Annotated in this window: 17 protein-coding genes and 2 pseudogenes; 13 read left to right on the top strand and 6 right to left on the bottom strand. The window is 62.7% G+C overall.

Going from position 1 to position 17,265, the window contains the following annotated elements; genetic code table 11:
• A pseudogene (locus tag FJ953_RS16035) lies at positions 1 to 200 on the bottom strand (NAD(P) transhydrogenase subunit alpha); the annotation flags it as partial.
• Positions 200 to 1,531 carry a Re/Si-specific NAD(P)(+) transhydrogenase subunit alpha gene (locus tag FJ953_RS16040; protein ID WP_140624771.1) on the bottom strand — a complete coding sequence of 444 codons (1,332 nt, stop codon included), beginning with the start codon at positions 1,529 to 1,531 and terminating at the stop codon, positions 200 to 202. The gene FJ953_RS16040 and the pseudogene FJ953_RS16035, both read right to left, overlap by 1 nt.
• Positions 1,532 to 1,699: 168 nt before the next feature.
• Here FJ953_RS16040 and FJ953_RS16045 point away from each other — a divergent pair, with 168 nt between their 5' ends.
• The 9 genes from FJ953_RS16045 (at position 1,700) to FJ953_RS16085 (ending at position 9,073) form a co-directional block, all read left to right on the top strand.
• Positions 1,700 to 3,502 carry an IlvD/Edd family dehydratase gene (locus tag FJ953_RS16045; RefSeq protein ID WP_140624772.1) on the top strand — a complete coding sequence of 601 codons (1,803 nt, stop codon included), beginning with the start codon at positions 1,700 to 1,702 and terminating at the stop codon, positions 3,500 to 3,502.
• A gap of 192 nt (positions 3,503 to 3,694) precedes the next feature.
• Positions 3,695 to 4,729 carry a PilN domain-containing protein gene (locus tag FJ953_RS16050; RefSeq protein WP_140624773.1) on the top strand — a complete coding sequence of 345 codons (1,035 nt, stop codon included), beginning with the start codon at positions 3,695 to 3,697 and terminating at the stop codon, positions 4,727 to 4,729.
• Positions 4,726 to 5,334, top strand: coding sequence for a GspMb/PilO family protein (locus FJ953_RS16055; protein ID WP_140496491.1), 609 nt, complete (start codon positions 4,726 to 4,728; stop codon positions 5,332 to 5,334). Before FJ953_RS16050 ends, FJ953_RS16055 begins: the two co-directional genes overlap by 4 nt.
• Complete coding sequence (locus FJ953_RS16060) at positions 5,331 to 5,822, top strand: hypothetical protein (protein WP_140524052.1); 492 nt, start codon at positions 5,331 to 5,333, stop codon at positions 5,820 to 5,822. Before FJ953_RS16055 ends, FJ953_RS16060 begins: the two co-directional genes overlap by 4 nt.
• 123 nt (positions 5,823 to 5,945) lie before the next feature.
• Positions 5,946 to 7,151: a type II secretion system F family protein gene (locus tag FJ953_RS16065; RefSeq protein WP_140624774.1), complete on the top strand. Its 1,206-nt coding sequence runs from the start codon at positions 5,946 to 5,948 to the stop codon at positions 7,149 to 7,151.
• A gap of 12 nt (positions 7,152 to 7,163) precedes the next feature.
• Positions 7,164 to 7,604 (top strand): type II secretion system major pseudopilin GspG, encoded by a 441-nt coding sequence (gene gspG / locus FJ953_RS16070; RefSeq protein ID WP_140496499.1) that lies wholly within the window; start codon positions 7,164 to 7,166, stop codon positions 7,602 to 7,604.
• On the top strand, positions 7,585 to 8,061 hold the full coding sequence (locus FJ953_RS16075) for a hypothetical protein (RefSeq protein WP_140624775.1): 477 nt from the start codon (positions 7,585 to 7,587) through the stop codon (positions 8,059 to 8,061). The genes gspG and FJ953_RS16075 overlap by 20 nt, the downstream gene beginning before the upstream one ends.
• Positions 8,058 to 8,426 carry a prepilin-type N-terminal cleavage/methylation domain-containing protein gene (locus FJ953_RS16080; protein ID WP_140624776.1) on the top strand — a complete coding sequence of 123 codons (369 nt, stop codon included), beginning with the start codon at positions 8,058 to 8,060 and terminating at the stop codon, positions 8,424 to 8,426. The genes FJ953_RS16075 and FJ953_RS16080 overlap by 4 nt, the downstream gene beginning before the upstream one ends.
• On the top strand, positions 8,423 to 9,073 hold the full coding sequence (locus FJ953_RS16085; RefSeq protein WP_140624777.1) for a prepilin-type N-terminal cleavage/methylation domain-containing protein: 651 nt from the start codon (positions 8,423 to 8,425) through the stop codon (positions 9,071 to 9,073). Before FJ953_RS16080 ends, FJ953_RS16085 begins: the two co-directional genes overlap by 4 nt.
• Before the next feature lie 138 nt (positions 9,074 to 9,211).
• On the opposite strand, the pseudogene FJ953_RS30870 reads toward FJ953_RS16085, so the two are convergent.
• Positions 9,212 to 9,546: pseudogene (locus tag FJ953_RS30870) on the bottom strand (DDE-type integrase/transposase/recombinase); the annotation flags it as partial.
• Between the two features lie 368 nt (positions 9,547 to 9,914).
• Between FJ953_RS30870 and FJ953_RS16095 the strand changes: the two are divergent.
• Positions 9,915 to 11,654 (top strand): FAD-dependent oxidoreductase, encoded by a 1,740-nt coding sequence (locus FJ953_RS16095; RefSeq protein ID WP_140557692.1) that lies wholly within the window; start codon positions 9,915 to 9,917, stop codon positions 11,652 to 11,654.
• Positions 11,655 to 11,898: 244 nt separating this feature from the next.
• Here FJ953_RS16095 and FJ953_RS16100 read toward each other — a convergent pair whose 3' ends face one another.
• The 3 genes from FJ953_RS16100 to FJ953_RS31175 form a co-directional block, all read right to left on the bottom strand.
• Positions 11,899 to 12,825 carry a LysR family transcriptional regulator gene (locus tag FJ953_RS16100; RefSeq protein ID WP_140496511.1) on the bottom strand — a complete coding sequence of 309 codons (927 nt, stop codon included), beginning with the start codon at positions 12,823 to 12,825 and terminating at the stop codon, positions 11,899 to 11,901.
• A 422-nt stretch (positions 12,826 to 13,247) separates the two neighbouring features.
• Positions 13,248 to 13,649, bottom strand: coding sequence for a hypothetical protein (locus FJ953_RS16105; protein WP_140496513.1), 402 nt, complete (start codon positions 13,647 to 13,649; stop codon positions 13,248 to 13,250).
• A gap of 387 nt (positions 13,650 to 14,036) precedes the next feature.
• Complete coding sequence (locus tag FJ953_RS31175; RefSeq protein WP_348641818.1) at positions 14,037 to 14,270, bottom strand: hypothetical protein; 234 nt, start codon at positions 14,268 to 14,270, stop codon at positions 14,037 to 14,039.
• Here FJ953_RS31175 and FJ953_RS16110 point away from each other — a divergent pair.
• From FJ953_RS16110 to pdxA, 3 genes are all read left to right on the top strand, one after another.
• Positions 14,187 to 14,915, top strand: a complete 729-nt coding sequence (locus FJ953_RS16110; protein WP_348640502.1) for a DeoR/GlpR family DNA-binding transcription regulator — start codon at positions 14,187 to 14,189, stop codon at positions 14,913 to 14,915. The two genes, FJ953_RS31175 and FJ953_RS16110, sit on opposite strands and share 84 nt — an antisense overlap.
• Entirely contained in the window at positions 14,902 to 16,002 is a 1,101-nt protein-coding gene (locus FJ953_RS16115) for a four-carbon acid sugar kinase family protein (protein ID WP_140496515.1), read from the top strand. The genes FJ953_RS16110 and FJ953_RS16115 overlap by 14 nt, the downstream gene beginning before the upstream one ends.
• 223 nt (positions 16,003 to 16,225) lie before the next feature.
• Entirely contained in the window at positions 16,226 to 17,257 is a 1,032-nt protein-coding gene (gene pdxA, locus FJ953_RS16120; RefSeq protein ID WP_210239487.1) for a 4-hydroxythreonine-4-phosphate dehydrogenase PdxA, read from the top strand.
• Positions 17,258 to 17,265 lie beyond the last annotated feature (8 nt).

Genomic DNA, 17,265 nt, shown 5'->3' on the forward strand with positions numbered 1-17,265 from the left:
TAATAGCCGACGAAGATCGCCAGCACGAAGATGGCCAGGCGGAAGACGAAGGGATCGATGGCGCCGCCCGACAGCGCGTGTGCGGCGTCGCCGGCCGCCTCGGCGCCTCCGGGAGCATTTGCCAGGTTCTGCACCGCCAGCCGGACGGCAGCACTTGCCTGGTCGAGCTGGTCGAGGGCTTTCTGCAAGGTCTGGTCCATCACGCGGTCCCTTTCGGCTTGGGCGAGGGCGACTTTGGCGAGGGCGACTTGGGCGGCGGGGGCGACTTGGGCGGCGAGGGCTTGGATGCGGCAGCTTTCCTGGGCGCGGCTTTCTTGGGCGCCGAAGCATCAGCGACCATTGTGCTGGCCGGGATCGCCGGCGGTTCGATATATTGGCCCTTTGGCGGCTGCTGGTCGGCCTTGGCGAAGGCCGGATGGACGATCTTGCCGCCGTCGGTCAGCATGGTCGCCTTGACCAGGTCGTCATCGCGATTGATGGCAAGCGTCTTCGTCGCCTTGTCGACCAGGGTCTCGAGGAAAGCAAAAAGGTTCCTGGCGTAGAGCAGCGAGGCGGAGGCCGCGACGCGGCCCGGCACGTTGAGATGGCCGACGATCTTGACGCCGTTGGCCGTCGTCACGACCTTGCCAGGCACAGCGCCCTCGACATTGCCGCCGCGCTCCACCGCAAGATCGACGATCACCGAACCAGGCTTCATCGAGGCGACCATGTCAGCCGACACCAGCCTCGGCGCCGGGCGGCCGGGGATCAGCGCCGTGGTGATGACGATGTCCTGCTTGGCGATGTGCTCGGCGGTCAGCGCCGCCTGCTTGGCTTGGTATTCCCTGGACATCTCCTTGGCGTAGCCGCCGGCGGTCTCGGCCGCCTTGAACTCTTCGTCCTCGACGGCGAGGAACTTTGCGCCAAGCGAGGCGACCTGTTCCTTGGCGGCGGGGCGCACATCGGTCGCGGTGACGACCGCGCCGAGCCGGCGCGCTGTGGCGATCGCCTGCAGGCCGGCAACGCCGACGCCCATGATGAACACCTTGGCGGCAGGAACAGTGCCGGCCGCCGTCATCATCATCGGCAGCGCGCGATCGTATTCGGCTGCGCCGTCGATCACCGCCTGGTAGCCGGCAAGGTTAGCCTGCGAGGACAAGACGTCCATCGACTGGGCGCGCGTGATGCGCGGCATGAATTCCATCGCAAAGGCCGTCACCCCGGCCTTGGCCAGCGGCGCGACGGCGGCATCGTTGCCATACGGATCCATGATGGCGATGACCGCAGCGCCTGACTTGTAGCTTTTCAGCTCCGCATCGGTCGGCCGGCGCACCTTCAGAATCACATCCGCACGGGCCGCATCGGATGCGGAACCAATGGTGGCACCGGCCTTCGCGTAGTCTTCGTCGGCGATGCGGGACAGTGTGCCCGCTCCGCTCTCAACCACCAAGTCAAAGCCAAGGGCGGCTATGCGCTTCACCGTATCGGGCGACGCCGCGACACGGGGTTCGCCCGAGCCACCCTCGGCGGGAATGAAGATGATCTGGCTCACGCTTGGCTACCCCTCCCCGGCACGCGGCGCATCTGCGCGCCTGCCGTATCGTTCACATCTTACTACAATCCACAAAATGGGCAATTTGTCCACATATCTGATTGAGGGTACTTGTCCGACAGTTGCCGATGCCATATCGATGGCCAAACGGCGGTTCTGGAGGTGTAAATGTCCAAGATCAATGGTGCGAAGCGGCTACGCTCGCGCGACTGGTTCGACAATCCGGACAATCCCGGCATGACGGCGCTCTACCTCGAACGCTATCTGAACTATGGGCTGACCCGCGAAGAACTGCAGTCCGGAAAGCCGCTTATCGGCATCGCCCAGACGGGCTCGGACCTGTCACCTTGCAACCGGCATCATATCGAGCTCGCCAAGCGCGTGCGCGACGGCATTGTGGCCGCCGGCGGCGTGCCGCTGGAATTCCCGGTCCACCCGATCCAGGAGACAGGCAAGCGGCCCACCGCCGCGCTCGACCGCAACCTCGCCTATCTCGCTCTCGTCGAGTTGCTTTATGGCTATCCGCTGGATGGCGTCGTGCTGACCATCGGCTGCGACAAGACCACCCCGGCGCTGCTGATGGCCGCGGCCACCGTCAACATTCCAGCCATAGCGCTGTCCGTCGGCCCGATGCTGAACGGCTGGCACAAGGGCGAACGCACCGGCTCCGGCACGGTCGTGTGGAAGTCACGCGAAAGGCTGGCGGCAGGAGAGATCGACTACGACCAGTTCATGGACATCGTCGCTTCATCGGCGCCGTCCGTCGGCTACTGCAACACGATGGGCACGGCGACGACGATGAACTCGCTGGCCGAGGCGCTCGGCATGCAGTTGCCGGGCTCCGCCGCCATTCCAGCACCCTATCGCGAGCGCGGCCAGATCGCCTACCAAACCGGCAAGCGCATCGTCGACATGGTGCGCGAGGACTTGAAACCCTCCGACATCATGACGCGGGAAGCCTTCGAGAACGCCATCGTCGTCAATTCTGCCATCGGCGGCTCGACCAATGCGCCGATCCACCTCAACGCCATCGCGCGGCATCTCGGCGTGTCGCTGACCGTCGATGACTGGCAGAAGGTCGGTCACCACGTTCCGCTGATCGTAAATCTCCAGCCGGCCGGTGAATATCTCGGCGAGGACTATCATCATGCGGGCGGTGTGCCGGCCGTGGTGGCAGAGCTGATGAAGGCCGGCTTGCTGCCGCATCCTGGAGCCATGACCGTCAACGGCCGCACGATCGGCGACAATTGCGCCGCGGCGGAGAATCTCGACGGCAAGGTCATCCGTACCGTGGCCAATCCGCTCAGGAAGGAAGCCGGCTTCATCAACCTGAAAGGCAATCTGTTCGATTCCGCAATCATGAAGACGTCGGTCATCTCGCCGGAGTTTCGCGACCGCTATCTGTCAAATCCGCGAGACCCCGATGCCTTCGAGGGCGTCGCCGTCGTCTTCGACGGTCCGGAAGACTACCACCGTCGCATTGAGGATCCGTCACTCGGCCTGAACGAGAATACCATCCTGTTCATGCGCGGAGCCGGCCCAGTCGGTTATCCGGGCGGCGCCGAAGTCGTGAACATGCAGCCGCCAGCCTACCTGCTGAAGGCGGGCATCCACTCGCTTCCCTGCATCGGCGATGGCCGTCAGTCCGGCACTTCCGGCTCTCCATCGATCCTCAACGCCTCGCCCGAGGCGGCCGTCGGTGGTGGCCTTGCGCTGCTGCGTACGGGTGACCGGGTACGCATCGACCTGCGCAAGGGGACCGCCGACATCCTCGTGTCGGACGACGAGATTAAGCGCCGTCGCGTCGACCTGCAAAACGAGGGCGGCTATGCATATCCGAAGCATCAGACACCCTGGCAGGAGATCCAGCGGTCAATGGTTGACCAGTTGTCCGAGGGAATGGTTCTGAAGCCGGCGGTGAAGTACCAGAACATCGCCGTCACCAGCGGCCTGCCGCGCGACAATCATTAGGACAGTTCCTACTTGGGCCTGCGTTCAAGATCGGTGCTCGATTGGCGAAGAACTGTGACTGATCTGGAATTAGGACCTGAAGATGCGCTATGATTTGTATTCACGCGGGCGACGGAACTCCGGATCCGGTGCCGGCTTCTGCTCTGGGGTTTGACCGGAATGGCTTATCCTTTCACCGCGGCGATCCGCGGCTTGGATGACTGGATCGCGGGACCGGCCTCCCTGCTGGATGAACTTGCGCGCGTCAAATCCAGCAGCCGCGTGGTCGCGCGGGTCGCGGACGATGGGAGCGCGTTTGAAATCGAGCCGGCGACCAGCCGAAAGCCGTCAGCACCCCTGTTGATACTGATTTCTTCAGACACGCAGGCGCCGGCCGCATTGCGCGCCGCGGTGAATGGAAAGGCGGTCCATCTCGGCATCCCGGCGAGCTGGGTGATCGCGCGCCGGATCGAACTGCCGATGGAGGCTGCCAGCCACGTCGAAGGCATCGTTACGTCGCGGATGGGCGCGCTTTCGCCATTGCCTGCTTCCGATATCTATTTCGGCCACAGGGTCCTCGGGATCAGCCGTGAGGCGCGGCAGATCACCGTCGCCGTCGCAATCGTTCCGAGGTCGCGTGTCGCTGCTGCCTTGGCCTGCCTGAATGTGGCCGAGGCCCGCCAGGTCGTGATCTCGGCGCCGTTTCCGGAAGGCGATGCCGTGGAAGTATTGACACAGCGGCAACGGGTCACCGGCACGCGTGGCCGGATAAAGTTTGTCCTTGCCGGAGTTCTGGGCGTAAGCCTAGTCGCTGCAGTCACGGCTCCGGCGGTGCGGCCGATGATCCAGAACAACTATGCCGAGCGCCGCGCCGCCGTCGAGATCCGGGCCGAGAAGGCGCGCCAGGCAATCGCGCTGGCGGCGACTCCGGACAAGGCTGAAACAGCGCCTGAGCAGGAGGCGCGGAATATCAAGGACGACGCGATAAGCGCGCTGGGAGCATTGGACGACCTGGCTCAGGTTTTGCCGACGCATTCCTATGCCATTGAGGTGTCCTTCGCCAATGGCCGCATGCGTCTCTCGGGCCGGACCAAGGACCTACCCGAAGTACTGACCGCGCTGGAATCATCGGGTCGCTTCGAAGACAGCAAGCTGGTCGGATCGGCCCTGCGCGGCGAGGATGGCGTTACCTCGGAGTTCGAGGTCGATACCCGCCCGCTCATCCGCACGGGAGGTTCGCTGCGATGAGGACGACACCCCTGTGGCGCGACACGCGGCTTCAATCCCTGGTCGTCATGGCCCTGCTGGTCGTCGGAGCTCTTGTACTCGTCGCCGATACGCTGCTGTCCTGGCGCGCGGAGGCGGGCGCGCTGGCGCTCTATGAGGAACGTACCGCCTTGCTCGAAAGCAAGGCGTCCACTTCCCCGGTTCCCCAAGGCGCGAACCAGGCTCTGGATCCCGGCGAGGGCAAGATTCTTCTCGATGCGCAAACCAGTGGGCTCGTCTCGGCCGAATTCCAGAGTCTGCTCTCCAACCGCGTTGAACGCGTGGGTGCCGTTATCCGGCGCGTCGATGTTCCCACAGACGGTCAGGTCGCCGATATAGGCGATCCTCAGTTGGAGTCTTTGGAACGCATTCGTTTAACTGCCGATATCGAGGTTATGGAGCAATCGCTGCCCGATCTCATGTATGCCATCGAGGCAAGCTCGCCCGTCATGGTCGTTGATAGCTTCAGGCTTCGGTTGAACCGAAACGTCGATCTGGGGGGAAATCAGACCTCGGGTTCCATGGATCGGCCGCTGTCGCTGAACGTCATGCTGTCGGCCTTCCGGGAGAAGGGACCCCAGTCATGATGACCATGCTGGGCGCGACAATGATGCTCGCCGCCATCGCGGCCTCTTCGAGCCTGTCCTTCGGCGCAGAAAAGCTATCGGTCAGGGAACGCCAGGTGAGCGACTATGCGGCGCTTCGGGATCGGCCCCTGTTCTCGCCGGACCGGACTGCCCCGATCGCGTTCGGTGCCCCCGAGCCGGAACCTATTGTCGTGCAGCCCGAGCCGGAACCCGAGCCCCCGCCTGCCGCGGCGCCCGAGTGGCAATTGGTTGGCATCGTGCGGTCGGAAAGGCTCAACAGCGCGACCTTCACCACCCCGGCCGAAATGGCGGCCTTCACGCTGCGCACGGGGGAAAGCCGGGAAGGTTGGACCCTGAAGGAAGTCGGCCAGTTCGAAGTCAAGCTCGATGGAGCGGGAGGACGCGCCTCGCTGCGGTTTTCGGATGAGGCAAGCGGTCAACAAATGTTGCCACCGGAGGAGCCGGTGCCCACGCCTTCAGGGGGGTGATCCAAATGGAGCGGTTGCACATTCCGAGCCTCCGGCAGGATTAATGGAGCGAGTTTCTTTCACAGACAGCAATCAGGAACGAACGTCTCCAGTAGAGGCGTACAGTTAGGAAATTTGGCCTCCATGGTCTCCACGGCATTCGCATACAAGGCTTTGAATGGCGAGGGTCGTCTCGAACTCGGGCGGATCGATGCGTCCGATTCCGACGATGCCGTCCAGAAGCTCGGGGCGCGCGGACTGATCCCGGTAAGTGTCGAACCGAGGCAGTCTGCATCGCGCGCACCGCTGTTTTCGACCCGGATACCGGCGTCGCAGGTCACGCGGCTGCTCTCCGACCTGTCGATCATGCTGAATGCGGGGATCCGGATCGACGAAGCGCTGGCGATCATGGAAAAGGAATTCGACAGCGGCAGGCTTCAGCCCGTGGTTGCCGGCATTCGCACCGACCTGGCGTCGGGCACCTCGTTCTCCAGAGCGCTGGAAGCCTGGCCCGCTCTGTTCCCGGCGTTCCAGGTCGCCATGGTTCGTGTCGCGGAGACCTCCGGCAAGTTACCCACCCTCCTGTCGCGCATCGTGCAGGAGCGCCAGCATTTCGAGGCATTGCGGGCCAAAGTCAGCGAGGCGCTGCGGTATCCGGCAGTCCTGTTTGCCGGCACGATCTGCGTACTGGTCTTCTTCCTGGTGGGGGTCGTTCCTCAGTTCGAACCGATGCTCATGCAGAGCGGCAAGAAGGACACGCTGATGGTGGTGATGTTCGCGGTCTCGAATTTCCTGCGCGCTTATGGGCTGGTCCTTTTGCTTGCGGCTTCGATACTCGTATTGCTGGGGTTCGTGGCGGCGCGGCGGGGCCTTCTCTGGGCATGGCTTTGGGGTTTCGCCAAGAAACTTCCGCTTTTGTCGGAGATACCGGGGAGCTATCGGACGGGGCGCTTCGCCCGTCTCCTGGGCATCATGGTCGAGACCGGCGTGGCGGTTCCTGTGGCTTTCAAGCTCATCAGCGATACCGTCGACCACGGCGAGGCCGCGCGGGCACGCGCGCAGCAGGCGTCCGACGCGCTGAGGCAGGGGAATAGGCTTGGCCATGCGCTTGAGATTCTTCAGCTTCCCCCGCTGGCGGTGCGCATGTTGAGGCTCGGCGAGCAAAGTGGCGAACTCGCAGGGCTGGCCTATCGTGTCGCCGACTTCTATGAAGTGCGGCTGGAGCGTTCGCTGTCCCGTATCGTCGGGCTTGTCGGCCCTGCGGCAGTGGCAACCATCAGTATCTTGATCGGTGGTATGATCGTGTCGATCATGTCCACCCTCATGTCCTTCAACGACATGGTCCGCTAGGAGGCTGTTTGCATGAGCGTTCATTTCGCAGTTGGTCCCAATCTCATGCAACGCAAGCGTGCCCGGCGCCGCGAGGCAGGCTTTACGCTGATCGAGATGCTGGTCGTGCTGGCCATCATCGGCCTGATCTCGGCGCTCGTCGGTCCTCGTGTTCTCGCGCAGTTGTCCGACTCTCGCGTGCGTGCGGCGAAGCTTCAGATCGAGGCGTTTTCCAGCGCGCTCGACATCTTCTACATCGATGTCGGCCGTTATCCGGTGCAGGCCGAGGGGCTGGGAGCGCTGGTGCGCAAGCCCTCGACCATCCAGGTCTGGAACGGGCCATACGTTCGCGGCGAGACCGTTCCGCTCGATCCGTGGGGCCATGAATACAGATACGCAAGCGACGGAAAGACGTTCAACATCACCACCGACGGGCCCGGTGGGCGCGGCTCCAATGTGTCCGCCCAGCCCTAAGGGCAACAGCAACCGCAAAAGGACGCAACGCGGTGTCGTGCTGCTCGACGTGGTCGCGGCGCTTGCGATCGTCGCTCTCGCGGCCTTCGTGCTGATGCCGCGCCCGCGTTCCAGCATCGGGGCTGCCGAGCTTTCTGGCGAGGCGGTTCGCGTCAGCGGGGAGTTCCGCAAGGGCAGAGCGAAGGCGCTGACCACGGGCAGCGTCGCCGACGTGAGGGTCGATCCGGGAAACAAACGCATCCAGGTGGATGGCGCCAATCCGATCTCGATCAGGGATGGGGTGGCCATGAACTGGGTCACGTCGGACCGGTGTCCCATACGAGGCGGAAGCAGAGCCTTGCGCTTCCTTGCCGACGGACGGTCGTGTGGGGGCGTCATGACACTGTCCGCCAGCGGCCGGGAGATCGAACTGCGCGTCGACTGGTTGACCGGCCGCGTGGAAATGAGGCCGAAATGACAGGACGGCGCAGACGCGGCTTCACGCTGATCGAGGTTCTGGCCTCGCTTGCCGTCGCCGTGCTGCTGATCGTTCCGATCGCGCGCATGATCACGGGCACCGCAGGTGCGTTCGCGGGTCTGGAACGATCGACCGAACGCCGTGTCGGCATGCAGGCTGCCATGGCGGCGGCGATGACCCTTAACCCGTTGCGAACGGGCCGGCGCGTGATCGGAGACTTCACGGTCATCGTGGAACCGTACCGCTTCGAACGCGGCACTGCCCTGGCTCGCGCCGGATGGCAGCTTTACTCCGTCACCGTTCGCAGCACCGACGGATCGGATGACGACGCGATGCAGACCGTGCGCCTCGGCAAGCGGCAATGACAAGGAAACGCAGCGCTCGGGCCGGCTTCACGCTGATCGAGGCATTGGCTTCGCTGGTGCTTGCGACGATGCTGTTTGGCGGGCTGGCACTCTACACCGGAACCTGGCTGCGCCAATGGCAGGGGATAATCGCCAGAGGCGGGCAGGAGGACACGGTGGCGGTGATTCTCGACCGGATGGTCGAGGATCTGGAGGCGGCGCAGCCCGGCTATTCCAACCCGGAAGGAGCCGCTGCGATCCGCTTCACCGGCCATGCCGACGAGGTCACCTTCGAGCGCCCAGCGCTCGGCTACGAGCCGCGTGCGGGATTTGATGACATCACCTATTCGATGGGTCGGGCCGGAGCCGACGAGGCCCTCATTCGTGCCCGCCGCGATCACAGGATGGGCGAAGGCGGGGAGGATCTTCCGCTGGTGCGAGGCGATCTGAAGCTTTCGTTCAGCTATGCCGGGCCGGACGGCGCGCTCAGCCCCGAATGGACAAGCACCAATCGCATGCCCTCACTCGTCCGTATCGAGATATCCGGCAGTTCTCCGCGTCCCTGGCGGCAATGGGCCTATGCGCGGTTACGCGTCGAGCTGCCCGCGCGTTGCGGCGCGGCCGAAGCGCTCGCGCCGTGTCTGCAGCGCTACGGCATCGGCTTCTAAACTCCGCAGGGCTGTACGATTGGCGCCGATAACAGGCTTGCAAAACAGCGTGGCATGCAGACGACGCAGGCCTGCCGTTGTTATCGACATTCGCGCGGGCTCTGTCGCAAGTCGTTCTTTTGTTTTTCGCGTCGCTGATCAGGCTGCCAGGATCTCGAACTGCTCGGCGATCGAGGGAGATGGATTGTAGGCAAACCTCGCCTGCTGTCTGCGCATCATGTGAACCATCTCGATGCCAGTGAGAATAACCTCGGCGGTCGCATTCACTTGAAGCCGAACATGGAGTGGATGCGGCGCTTGACGCGTCGATGGTTCTGTTCGATCCAATTATTGAGGTACTTGCTGTTGCGAATGTGAATCGGCTTCGGTGAACGTCGCGGGCGGTCCCGCAGACGGCTTTCAGCATCGCAGGAAATGACCGCCTCGCGGTTGGTTTGGCTGCCGTCGATGATAATGCGTTCCGGCCTGCCGTAACCCAGCGGCGACCGAAGGTCGTCTCGATTTCCTGCAATGCCTTGCTCGCCCGGTTGCGTCAACGCGACCTGCTGCGAGGCTTTGAGGAGCGAGCCATGCTCGCCCAGCGCGAGTAGGAGCCGCAACTGTTTCAGGTGGATCCTGGAAACGATCGAGTGGAGCGGTGGGGCCATGCCTGGGTTGAGTAAACGTTATACCGAGATCACATCTTCTCAGTTGTCGCGCGAGCGAATGCTGCAATACTCCGGCCGGCCAAGTCTCTGCGGCGATCACGATTAATGAGTTTCGCTGTTCAGGCCCAGATCCAAACAATCCCGAATGCGCTGGCCCGAATGCGCTGGTCTAAAAATATCAGGAGGAGAACGTAATGACAGTCAGCCGACGCTCATTGTTGAAGGCCGGCGCCGGAATCGCCGCCGCAGGGGTGGCCAGCAGCATATTGCAGCCGAGCATTGCCAATGCCGCGGACCCGCGCGTAGCCGATATCGTCGTTGTGGGTTGCGGCTCGGCGGGCCTCGGGGCCGCAGTCGCCGCCGCAGAGGCGGGCGCGTCGGTTATTGTCCTCGAGGCGCAACCGCACATCGGGGGACGTGGCATCGTCAGCTCAGGCAACATTCCCCTGGGAGGCGGAACCCCTGCCCAGATGGCGGCCGGCATCGCGGACTCGCCAGACCTCCTGTATCGCGACCTTACCGACTGGTCCATCGTCCAGGCGAACGGCTTTCCGAGCTACCGCTATAACGATCGCGAGCTGATCCGGGCATTTGCCGACGTCAACGTCGACCTTTACAACTTTCTGGTCCGCCATGGCGTCGTGTGGACGACATCCAGGCCCGACAATGTCGGCGGCAATGAGGTCGGCAACTCGGTGAACCGTATGATGCATACGGCGATCATGAACTACGTCTCGGTCCGGACCGGCTTGCCGGTAGCCGCGAGCCAACAGCGGACGACGTCTCAAGGGCCCGGCTTCATATATCCGCTGGAGGCCGCGGCAAAGGCGCGTGGCGTGAAGATCCTGCTGAATTACCGTTTGGAGTCACTGCTGCGGACGAAAGCGGGCGTGGTCGGGGTCGTAGCCTCCAATCAGGGCCGCCTCGTTAACATTCAGGCACGCAAGGGCGTAGTGATTGCGAGTGGCGGCGGAAACGGCAATGTGGAATACCGCCGACAGTTCGACCCACGGCTCACCGCGGAGTACTGCGGCGTCGCTGGCGAGCCCTATTCCTTCCAGGACGCCAGCGGCATACTCGCAGGGCTGAATGTCGGCGCGTCGCTCGCGGGCACGTACAACCAGACTGGAGAGTTCGGCACTAACATCACCAAGCCAACCGCCATCGGAACGCGGTACAACTACTCGTTCCTGCAGTGGGGGCCCAATAGCCCTGTCTTCCACCTTGCGAAAGCTTCGGGACTAGCCAACGTCAACAACCAGAACGTTATCCATGTAAACATGATCGGGAGGCGGTTCTACGACGAAACGGGAGGTCAATTCGGGACGAACAGCGCTGGCTCGGTCAACCCGTACACTCAGGGCAGCTACCTGAACGCCAAGAACATCACATACAACCCGCAAAACTGGATCAACGCCGCTCTGGCTGGAATCGGCGACGGCCACAACGGCGGTGGCCCGATCTGGGCCATCTTCGATGCAGATGCCGTGGCCCGCCAGAGATGGAATGTGGCGCCGCCCTTCGTCGATCCCGATGGATTCTTCTTCCAGGCAAACACGCTGGAGGAACTCGCACAGAAGATCGTCATGCCGCATCAGCGGGTTCCGATGCCGGCAAGCAACCTGGTCGAAACGGTGACGCGGTACAACAGCTTTGTTGACGCGGGTGCCGACGCCGACTTCGGCAAACCGACACCCCAATACAAGATCCAACGGGGCCCCTTCTATGCCGCCTGGTCGACGCCGGTGATCCACGACGCCCGGTCCGGCCTGCGCATCAACGGCTCAAGCCAGGTCCTCGACTATGCCTCTCAGGTGATTCCCGGCCTCTACGCCGCCGGCGAAGCTGCTGGCGGATTCAGTCAGCACGGGAACGGTCGAGCTCTCTCTCAGGGCATCATCGCAGGAAGGCACGCAGCCTCCAGTTCGTATTAGCAGGACTACAGCTCTCAACAATAGTCCCGCCAGGCCTCTCGGTCCGGCGGGACTACCTGTTCCTCGGACCCGAGGCCAGTGATTCCAGCACCGGCGGCATGGGGAACTTGGCCATGCCGGCCGCCTTCGTGCCCCGGTCCGTCGAGATCACCGCCACAGGGCCGCTTCCGATGCTTTTTTTCAGGGCGACGGCGGCACCCTGGCGGATACAGCGCTGACCGGCGCGGTCGCGCCGACCTGATGCTCAGGACTGGCGATGGACCAATTCGTCGATCAGCAGTTTGGCGGCGGGCGGAACCCACGCCCCCTTGCGGGTGACGAGCTCATAGGCCTCGCTTCGCGACGCCAGGGCCAGCGGCAGGATGCGCGTCATCTGCCGGTGCGCGAAGAACTGCGCGACTTCGATTGACACCAGGGCCACGAAGGACGGGTTGGCCTGCAGCAGCGCCAGCGTCGCAAAAGCGGAGGTCGTCTCGAGCAGGTGCTGCGGGAACCGGATCCCGCAATCGCGGTATTCGCGTTCGAGCAAGAGCCGCATCGGCATGTTCGCGCGGTATACCACCCATCGGTATGGCGCCAGCTCCTGCAGGGTGAGCTTCTTCGCGTGCCGGAGCGGATGGCCGACGTTCGCGATCACCGCGAGCGTTTCATCCTGGAGCTTCACGCTGTCGTAGACCTGCGGCGCCTGGCTGATGGTCGTGCGGCAGATCGCCAGGTCGAGCCGGCCGGCTTCGAGCTGGGCCAGCAGGGCGGCGCTGGTGTCCTCGACGATCTCGACGGACAAGTCGGCCTGCCGCGCAACGAGCGCGGAGATGGCATCGGTGAGCAGCGGCACCGCGCCCATGATGACGCCGGCCGCCACCCGCCCGCCCTGGCCACGCATGATTCCGACGATCTCGTCGCGCAGGTGCGCGAGATCCGTCTGGATCAGGCGCGCATAGCGGATCACGCAATGGCCGACGGCATTGGGCTCCAGGCCCCGGTTGGTGCGAACGAACAGCGGCGTGCCGAAGGTCGTCTCGATTTCCTGCAATGCCTTGCTCGCGCCCGGTTGCGTCAACGCGACCTGCTGCGATGCCTTCAAAAGCGAGCCGTGCTCGCCCAGCGCGACTAGGAGCCGCAGCTGTTTCAGGTGGAGCCTGGAAATGATCGAGTGGAGCGGTGGGGTCATGCCTGGATTGCGTAAATGTTATATCGAGATCACATCGACCGCAAGGATTTCAAATGAAGATCATTGGCGGTCCTCCGCCAGATTGGGTCCCATCTTCCGCCAAGTCGCCAAACGGAAACTTGGCCAAGTCTATCATCGGGTCGATCTTGCTATACCTGCAAACGACATTTGAATAGCGGCTTCGATCCTGCCAACCCTGGCAAACGGCAATGCCCTTGACGCGAACGATCGCCCAGTTTTCCGACAAGTTCGTCGCGGGCTAGATCGCCGAATTCCGGGCTGTCGAGCCAAGGGGCAAGGTCGTGTATGTCATAGCACAGCTCGGGCAGGGGTGCCGGATCCACAAATTTGCGGACCCCATCCTCGTGGGGAATTTCCCCAACCTGACCATTGTCAAATCGTGGCAAAATTAGCCACCGTACTCAATCGGTTACACCGCTCGTTTCTCCTGTGACGCCGCCGGCCATCGCCTTGATGTCATCGACCAGGCTTTTGAGGATTTCAATCTCGATATCCTCGGCATCGGTATAGTCGCGTTCCCGAACTCTCACTTTCGCGGCTAGGCCTTCAATGGTTTTCGCCCTGGTCTTCATGACCTTATCGAGCGCACGGCCGAAGGCCACTGCCCTTTTCTCCTCCTTCTTTTCCGCCTTTGCGATGCGCGACATGAGACGCGATTTGAGGCGGTCAATCGCCTTTTCGAATTTCTCCTCAACTGCCGCCGTCCGGTCCGTCGCCTTGTTCCATCGATCGCTCGCGGCGTTGAATTTGGCTTCGAGCCGGAGGAGCTTGGCGTCGGGATTCCTCGCCTTGGCGCCCATCATCTCGCCTTCCCTGCGGGTCGCTTGCTATCCGAGGCCGCGGCAGCGACGACGGCCGATTTGAGGCTCGACAAGAAAGACATGGTTCCTCCAATCCGGTTCGCAACGGAAGCCCACAGGGACCGGCATTGCTGTTTAATGTTTGACGAAAACTGCTCGTTTTTCAATTTCTCCTGACCAAGGTTGACCGCATTTGATTAGCATATGCGGTCAAAATCAGTCAAAATAATTCCAATGGAGCCAAACGGTGGGAAATCGCCCACCAAAATGACAAACGATTGGGCTCGCTGGATGGATTGGTGATATTTGCGGGACATCGCTCGCGTGATTCAGGCGAGCGCGTTTGCGGCACCGTGCGGAGATACAAACGTGGCAAGGAATGTCCGAAAATCAGCGGTGGAGGACATGGCGCCCTCGGCGTCCGCCGGGTCCCGGGAAGACGATGGCGGGCGCGGACGGGTCGATTTGATTCCAGCCAAGCGTCATGCCTTCATTCTCGAATGCCTTAAACGGCAAGGAGCTGTAGGCGTTCAGGAACTCATCGATCTCATCGGCGCATCGCCTTCGACCATCCGGCGCGATCTCGAGATGCTTGAACGGCAGGGAGCACTGGAGCGAACGCATGGCGGGGCGATGCTTCAGCGCACGGAACTCGCCACCTTCGAGCCGGATCTCGCCACCGCGGCGCATTTCGCCAGGGCAGAGAAAGAGGCCATCGGTGCCGCCATGATGTCGGAACTCCGCGCCGGCCAAAGCGTCATTTTCGACGCAAGCACGACCGTGCTGGAAGTCGCCCGCGCCATCGCCGCGGCGCCTATCCCGCTTACCGCCGTTACCAACAGTCTTGCGATCGCGCAGATACTTGCAGCCGTGCCGGAAGTACGCCTCGTCATGCTTGGAGGCACCTGCAAGCCAGGCTCACTGACCCTGGTCGGCCAGCCCGGCGAGAATTTCCTGAGAACCATCCACGCCGATGTGGCCATTCTTGGGACCCATGCCATCACCGGAGACATGCTCACGGAGACCTCGCTAGAGGTTGCGGCGATGAAGCAGGCGATGATCGCGGCGGCGCGCCGTGTCGTCGTGCTTGCGGACAATTCGAAGTTCACTGCCCCCAATTTCTGCACCATCTGCCGTCTGGCCGATATCCACCAGATCATTACCGACGAGGGCATCGATCAGGCTCACCTCACCAATCTTCGGACGCTCGATGTGAACGTCCGCGTCGTGCGCGTCAGCCGTCCAGGTTCTTCAGTTGAGCGCTCTTGAGATTGCGGATATCCGGGTCGTAGCCGACGACCTGACCGGCGCCCTGGACAGCGCGGTTTCCTTCGCGTCGCCTGGCCACGGCATTGGGGTGAGCTGGCGACTGGACGGTCCGTTTTCGGGGCGCATGGCTGTCGATGTCGCCACACGAGAGGGCGCCGAGGCCACGGCCGTCGCCAGGCACCAGGCGCTCGCGCCATGGCTCGCCGCCGGACAGCTGAGTTTCAAGAAGATCGACAGCCTTTTGCGCGGTCACGTCATCGCCGAAATAGAAGCCTGCATCGTCGAGGGGACGTACCAGCGCGTTGTGCTGGCGCCTGCTTTCCCATTTCAAGGGCGTGTTACGCGCGCCGGGCGCCAATGGCGGCTCGATCGGCCTGAAATGGTTGGTCCCGACCTCCTCGCCGACCTCGGCCAGCGCTTTTCGGTCGGGCGTTCAACACCGAGGGCACGACCGGTCCATTTCATCACCCTCTACGATGCCGAAACGGACACGGACCTGGACAAGATCGTCGCAACGGCCGGAATGCCGGAGGCACGAACCTTGTGGGTCGGTACAGGCGGCCTGGCGGCGGCACTCGCCCGGCACATGAAAGCACCGCAGGAGCCTGCTCCTGCGTTATCCGGGCCATTCCTTGGCCTTGTCGGAACAAATCACGAGATCACTGCGGGACAGGTGGCCCTCTTTGCCGCCCGGCATGCGGATGCGCATATCGTTATCGAACACGACATCGACAAAGCGAAAAGGCGCTTGGCGGAACGGATGATGCAAGGCGCGCCTTCGATCGTCAGCGTCGCCGCATCGGGTGATCGCCACGCGGTGGCGGATCATATCGGCAAGGTGTTTGCCTCGCTTCTCGAAGATTTGCCGAAGCCCGGCACGTTGCTCGTCACTGGCGGCGAAACATTGCGGTCGGTGTGCGACAGCCTAGGCGCCGTCGAACTCACGGTCGAAAGCGAGATCGAGCCGGGGCTGCCGGTTTCCGTCATCAAAGGCGGCGTTTTCGAGGGGCTGGCCACGATTTCGAAATCGGGCGCGTTCGGCGACAGCGCCCTGCTCTGCAGGCTTGCCGCTCTCGCGCGTTCCTGATCAGGACGATCGCCGGCGAAGACGCGGCACATCCGCCTTGCCGGTCAAATAGCGTCAAAAAACACTGCGAAGCCGGGTGCGGTCGAGATTTCAGCCCGCAGAGGGAGAGGCGCAGTCCGATCAGCCGTGAAATTTGATTGCGAATGATCGCGAAAGAAAACTATTGCGCATATCTGGCCAGAAGGATTAGAAGATGATCACAATTGACCGATATGGGGTGTTTATGTCTGGTCCAAGGCTCGGCATCACAATGGGTGATCCCGCGGGCATCGGCCCCGAGATCATCGCGAAGGCATGCGCACGGCTGAAACCGCGCCTTGCCGAGGGGTCACTGTCGCTTCTCATCATCGGCAGCGTCACCGCGATGCGCGCGATGGAGTCCATTTCAGGACGTATCGAGCGGGAAGAACCGTCGGCTTCGCCCAACGGACATTTTCCGCCCGTGGCCATTCTTGAGGCCGGACCAGAGCGGACACCCATAGAGACAGGCGTCATGTCGGCCGAAGGCGGGCGCCTTGCCTACCTGGCCATCGAAAAGGCTGTTCGCCTGGCCCAGGCCGGCTCGATAGCAGGCATCGTTACGGCCCCTCTCAACAAGGAAGCACTCAACCTGGCCGGCTATCACTATGCCGGCCATACCGACATGCTGGCGGAGCTGACAGGCGCACGCGATTCCGTGATGATGCTTGCCCATGGCGATTTTCGCGTCAGCCATGTCTCGACCCATGTGGCGCTGGCTCAGGTTCCGTCGAAACTGACCGAACCTCGTTTGCGCCGGGTTATCGAGTTGACTGTCGAGGCATTGCAGAGCCTCGGCATTGCCCATCCGCGCATTGCGATTGCCGCGCTCAACCCGCACGCTGGGGAAGGCGGCATTTTCGGTCGTGAGGACATCGACATCACGACCCCGGTCGTCGCCTCTTACACATCGCCCGATTTCGCCGTGGTTGGACCTGTTCCGGGCGACACGGTCTTCGTCAAGCTACGTGCCCGTCAGTATGATGCGGTGGTCGCGATGTATCACGATCAGGGCCATGTTCCGGTGAAGCTGCTCGGCTTCAATGTCGATCCCGCGACCGGTGAATGGAAAGCGCTCTCCGGTGTCAATGTGACGCTCGGCCTTCCGATCATTCGTACCTCCGTCGACCACGGCACGGCCTTCGACATCGCCGGCAAGGGCATCGCCAACGAGGACAGCCTGGTCGAGGCGATCGAGTTCGCCGTTCAGATGGCCGCGGCAAAATCCAAACCTTAGGCACCGGC

The organism is Mesorhizobium sp. B2-3-6, from assembly GCF_006442305.1.
Lineage (GTDB): Bacteria > Pseudomonadota > Alphaproteobacteria > Rhizobiales > Rhizobiaceae > Mesorhizobium.